The following is a 5,289-nucleotide window of genomic DNA, read 5'->3' as shown; positions in this document are numbered from 1 at the left end:
AGCTCGTGCACGTGGCCACCCGCGCCAGCGCGACGGCGCGTCCCGCCGCGGCGGGGGAGCGGCCGCTGCCGCGCTGGCTGGGGGAGGGCTACGCCGACCACGTGGCGCGCCTGGAGCACCCCCTGCCGGCTCCCGACCTGGCGGCGGCGCTGCTGGCGGCCGCCCGCACCGGCCGCCCGCCCGCCGTCCCCGCCGACGGCGACTTCGAGCGCACCGGCGAGGAGCTGCAGGTGGCCTACGCGGCGGCGTGGACGCTCGTGACGACCGCCGCCCGGCACGCCGGCACCCCCGCCGTCACGGCGCTGCACCGCGACCTCTCCTGCGCCGAGGCCGACGGCGGCGCCCCGGGCGGACCCGTCGCCGCGCGCCTGGAGGGCGCCTGCCGGCGGCGCCTGGGCACCGGCTTCGACGACCTCGTCGCCACCTGGCGCTCGGAGGTCGCGGCGGGCCTGGTGGGGTGGGGGCCGTGAGCACGCTCGTCGTCACCAACGACTTCCCGCCGCGCACCGGTGGCATCGAGACCTTCGTCCACGCCGTCGCCCGGCGCCTGCCCGCCGCCTCCGCCGGAGCGGCGGCCCGGGTGGTCGTGCACACCGCCCGCCAGCGCGGGGACGCCGAGGTCGACGCCGCCCTGGCCGCCGAGGGCGTGCTCGTGGTCCGCGACCCCTCGCCGCTGATGGTCCCCACCCCCGCGGTCGTGGCGCGCGTGCAGCGCACGGCCCGCCGCCACGGCGCCGACAGGGTGTGGTTCGGCGCCGCGGCGCCGCTGGCGCTCATGGCCGCCCCGCTGCGCGCGGCGGGCGTGCAGCGCTCGGTGGCCACCACCCACGGCCACGAGGTCTGGTGGTCCAGCCTGCCCGGCTCGCGCGCCGCGCTGCGCCGCATCGGGCGCGAGACCGACACCGTCACCTACCTCGGCGACTGGTGCCGCTCGCGCATCGAGCGCCCCCTGGAGCCGGCGGCGCGCGCGCGGATGCGCCGGCTCACCCCCGGGGTGGAGGCGGACGTCTTCCGCCCCGACCCGCGGGCGCGCGAGCGGGTGCGGGCGCGCTACGGCCTGGGGGAGCGGCCGGTCGTGGTGTGCGTCTCGCGGATCGTGGCCCGCAAGGGCCAGGACGTCCTCGTGCGCGCCCTGCCCGCGATCCGCCGCGCCGTGCCCGGCGCTGCGCTGCTGCTCGTCGGCGACGGCCCGCACCGGCGCGCCGTCGAGCGCGCCGCCGCCGACGCCGGGGTGCGCGAGCACGTCGTCCTCACCGGCGCCGTGCCCTGGGAGCGCACCCCCGACCTCTACGCCGCCGGGGACGTCTTCTGCATGCCCACCCGCACCCGCCTGGGCGGCCTGGAGCCGGAGGCCCTCGGGATCTGCTACCTGGAGGCGGCCGCCTGCGGCCTGCCCGTCGTCGCGGGCGACTCCGGCGGCGCCCCGGACGCCGTCCTCGACGGCGTCAACGGCCACGTGGTGGACGGGCGCTCGACGGCGGCCGTCGCCGCCCGCGTCAGCGAGCTGCTGCTGGACCGCGAGCGGGCGCGGCGCTTCGGCGCCGCCGGGCGGGAGTGGGTCAGCCGCCGCTGGGGCTGGGCGGAGCAGACGCGTCGGCTGGCGAGCCTGCTCGCCGGGGACGACGTCCCGCGCGACCTCGTGGACGCGGCGCCCTGAGGCGCTCCGCGGGGAGCGCCGCGCCCGCGGGCGCCGCCGACCCTGCGGGTGCCGGCGCGCCCGCCGCGCCCGCGGCGGCCGCCACGGCCAGCAGCAGCAGCGCCCCCACGAGCCAGAACTGGTTGTAGAACGCCTGCTTGTTGACGAGGTTGAGCACCAGCAGCACGGCCGCGCACCACGTGAGCAGGCCCGCCAGGCCCACCGGGCGCCGGTGCAGCGTCACGACGGCGGCCACCACCACGCCCGCCGCGAGCGCCCCGACGACGGGCAGCGGCAGCGCGACGCCGGTCTCGTTGAGCACCGCCGTGTAGAGGGTGTCGGCGAAGCGCAGCGGAGGCAGCCGCAGCATCGTCAGGACCGTGTCGTGCACGAAGGCGCGCGGGGTGACCAGCGCCCACGGCGCCACCAGCAGCGCGGCCCCGCCGACGGCGACGACCGTGCGGCGCACGCCGAAGCGCGGCCACACCGCCAGCAGCGGCAGCAGGGCCACCACGTGCTGCTTGGAGGCCAGCGCCACCGCCAGCGGCACCACGGCCCACCACGCGCCGTCGACGCGGGAGCCCGGGCGCGCCGGGCGGCCCACCAGCGCCGCCCAGCCGGCGAGCCCGACCAGGACCGTCGGCTCCGTCCAGGCCTGCTCGACCAGCGTGCCGGTGCCGGGGGCCAGCACCAGCAGGGCGGCGGCGGCCACCGCCGCGGGCCGCCAGCGCCCCAGCGCCGCCGTGCAGAGCGCGCTCAGCAGGACGAGCACGAGCAGCGCCCACCGCACGTCGCCGGCCAGCCAGCGGCCGGGAGCCGTCAGCACCGCCGTCCACGGCAGGTACGCGAAGGCGTCGGAGATGCCCGGCGAGCCCGTCCAGGTCTGGGTGTACATCGAGCGCCCGGCGGCCAGGCCGTCGGCGGCCTGCTGCAGGATCACCCACACGTCGATGCGCGGGGCCGGGTCGCCGACCACGACCAGCGCGCCCGCCGCCACCGCCCCAGCACCCGCGACCGCCCCCGCCAGGGCCCGGCTGGCGCCGCGGCCCGGCAGCAGCAGCCCCGCGGCGGCCAGGGCGGTGACCCCCAGCACGAGCCGCACCACCAGCTGCCCCGGTGCGCCCAGGTAGCTGAAGGCGGGGACGAGCAGGTGGGTGAGGCCGACGAGGGCCAGCACGGCCGAGGGCACCCAGGCGCCGGTGCGCGGCGGCGCCAGGCCGCGGTCGTCGCGGGCGGTCAGCGCGAGGGCGACGACCGCGACGGCCACGAGCAGGTAGCCGGCGACGAGCCACCAGCGGTAGCGCACGACGCTGTGGGTGGCCAGCGCCAGCAGCGCCCACCACGCCAGCAGCGCGAGCGCGCCCCGGCGGCTCACCCGCGCGCCCGCCCGCGCCTCACGGCGCGTAGACCGCGTCGACCTCGGCGGCGAAGTCGCGCAGCACCAGCTCGCGCTTCACCTTCTGCGAGGGGGTGAGGTAGCCGTTCTCCACGGTGAAGTCGTCGGTCAGCACGCGGAACCTGCGGATCGACTCCGCCCGGCTGACCGCCGCGTTGGCCTTGTCCACGGCCTTCTGCAGCTCGGCGAGCACGACGCGGTCCCCGCGGGCGCCGGCCAGGTCCAGACCGGGCCTGCCGTGGTTGGCGCCCCACGAGGGCAGCGCCTCCTCGTCGAGGGTGAGCAGGCAGGCCACGAAGTGCCGCTGGTCGCCCACGACGACGGCCTGGGAGATCAGCGGGTGCGCGCGCAGGCGGTCCTCCAGGGTCGCCGGCACCACGTTCTTGCCGTTGGCCGTGACGATGATCTCCTTCTTGCGCCCGGTGATCCGCAGGTTGCCGAGCTCGTCGAGCTCGCCGAGGTCGCCGGTGTGGAACCAGCCGTCGCGGAAGGCCTCCTGCGTCTCCTGCGCCCGGCCGCGGTACTCGCGGAAGAGGGCGATGCCGCGCGCCAGGATCTCGCCGTCCTCGGCGATGGCGACGTCGTTGCCCGGCAGCGGCGGGCCGACCGTGCCGATGCGCAGGCGCGAGGGCCGGTTCACGCACAGCGGCGCGGTCGTCTCGGTGAGGCCGTAGCCCTCCAGGACGACCAGCCCGGCGCCGCGGAAGAAGTGGGCCAGGTGCTCGCCCATCGGGGCCCCGCCCGAGACGGCGTGCTCGACGCGACCGCCCATGAGCGCGCGCAGCCTGGCGTAGACGAGGCGGTCGAACACCTTGTGCCGCAGCCGCAGCTGCAGCGAGGGACCACCGGTGTCCAGCGAGCGCGACCACGCGTCGGCCGTCGCCGCCGCCTGCTCGAAGATCCGGGCGCGCAGCTTCCCGCCGGCGGCGGCGCGCTGCTCGGCGCCGTTGTAGACCTTCTGGAACACCCGCGGCACCGCGAGGATGAACGTGGGCCGGAAGCCGGCCAGGTCGGTGAGCAGGTCCTTGGCGTCCGCGGTGTGGCCCATGCGCACCCGGGCCACCAGGCACAGCGCCTGGATGAAGCGGGCGAACACGTGCGCCAGCGGGATGAAGAGCAGGGTGGCCGCCCCGGGACGGGCGAGGACCTCGGGGATGGCGGCCAGGGCGTTGCGCGAGAGGTCCAGGAAGTTGGCGTGGGTGAGCACGCAGCCCTTGGGCCGTCCCGTCGTCCCCGACGTGTAGATGATCGTCATCGGGTCACCGGGGCCGGCCGCGCGGCGGCTGGTCGCCACCTGCTCGTCGTCGACGTCGCGCCCGGCGGTGCGCAGCTCCTCCACGGCGCCGGACTCCAGCGTCCACACGTCGCGCAGCTGCGGCAGCCGCCCGCGCACCGCGGCCACCCGGGCGGCGTTCTCCGTCGTCTCCACCACGCAGGCCACGCAGCCGGAGTCGGACAGGATCCACTCGACCTGCTCGGGCGAGCTCGTCTCGTAGACGGGGACGGTGACCGCCCCGGCGAACCAGACCGCCACGTCCACGAGCGTCCACTCGTAGCTGGTGCGCCCCATGACGCCGACCCGGTCACCGGGCGCGATGCCCGCCGCGAGCAGGCCCTTGGCCACGGCGGTGACGTCGGCCAGGAGCTCCTCGGCCGTCACGTCGCGCCAGCTGCCGTCCGCGACCTTGCGGCTGACGCTGACGTGGCGGGGGTCCTCGCGCGCGGTGTCCACCACGCAGTCGGTCATGTTGCCGGCCTCGGCGGGCTCGACGAGCGCCGGCTCGCAGCTGCTCCGCACGGACTTCCTCCTCGCATCGCGTCCCGGCCCCGCCGGGGGTGTCGGGCGGACGACGTCGTGCCGACCGACCGGGGGTGTCCGGGCGCCGCCGACTCCGGCGGCGGGTGCGCCAGACCCTACCCGCGCCGCGCGGGGCGCCCCCGGCGGCGCCCCGCGGCCACCCGCACGGAGCAGCGCGCGCGCTCAAGGCGGCGGCCCGCGCTGCCGAGCCCTGGAGGTGTGAGCGACGAGCAGGCGGCCGCGACCCCGCACCCCCCGCACCCGGCGACCCGGCGGGCCGCCGAGCGCACCGCGACCCGCACGAGCGCCGCGTTCGGCGCCGTGGAGGTCGGCCCGCCCGTCAGCCGCCTGGCGCCCGCAGAGCCGCAGCCCGAGCCGCGCCCCGAGCCGGTCGCCGCCGCCCGCCCGCAGCGCTGCCCGTCGTGCGCCGCCCGGGTGCGGCCCGAGCAGGACTGGTGC

The 5,289-nt window shown here is 78.3% G+C and carries 3 protein-coding genes and 2 pseudogenes; 3 read left to right on the top strand and 2 right to left on the bottom strand.

The window, feature by feature from the left end:
• Both GTQ99_RS19335 and GTQ99_RS27195 read left to right on the top strand, forming a co-directional pair.
• Positions 1 to 470 (top strand): annotated as a pseudogene (locus tag GTQ99_RS19335) (hypothetical protein); the annotation flags it as partial.
• Complete coding sequence (locus tag GTQ99_RS27195; RefSeq protein WP_166617339.1) at positions 467 to 1,657, top strand: glycosyltransferase; 1,191 nt, start codon at positions 467 to 469, stop codon at positions 1,655 to 1,657. The pseudogene GTQ99_RS19335 and the gene GTQ99_RS27195, both read left to right, overlap by 4 nt.
• On the opposite strand, the gene GTQ99_RS19325 is transcribed toward GTQ99_RS27195, so the two are convergent.
• Together GTQ99_RS19325 and GTQ99_RS19320 are read right to left on the bottom strand one after the other, a co-directional pair.
• On the bottom strand, positions 1,560 to 3,011 hold the full coding sequence (locus GTQ99_RS19325; protein WP_166617338.1) for a hypothetical protein: 1,452 nt from the start codon (positions 3,009 to 3,011) through the stop codon (positions 1,560 to 1,562). The two genes, GTQ99_RS27195 and GTQ99_RS19325, sit on opposite strands and share 98 nt — an antisense overlap.
• A gap of 19 nt (positions 3,012 to 3,030) precedes the next feature.
• Positions 3,031 to 4,830, bottom strand: a complete 1,800-nt coding sequence (locus tag GTQ99_RS19320; protein ID WP_338075130.1) for an AMP-dependent synthetase/ligase — start codon at positions 4,828 to 4,830, stop codon at positions 3,031 to 3,033.
• A 219-nt stretch (positions 4,831 to 5,049) separates the two neighbouring features.
• Here GTQ99_RS19320 and GTQ99_RS19315 point away from each other — a divergent pair.
• A pseudogene (locus GTQ99_RS19315) lies at positions 5,050 to 5,289 on the top strand (hypothetical protein); the annotation flags it as partial.

Source organism: Kineococcus vitellinus, assembly GCF_009906315.1.
GTDB lineage: Bacteria > Actinomycetota > Actinomycetes > Actinomycetales > Kineococcaceae > Kineococcus > Kineococcus vitellinus.
The sequence above is the reverse complement of the archived record's forward strand: the minus strand, read 5'-3'. Positions and strand labels throughout refer to the sequence as shown.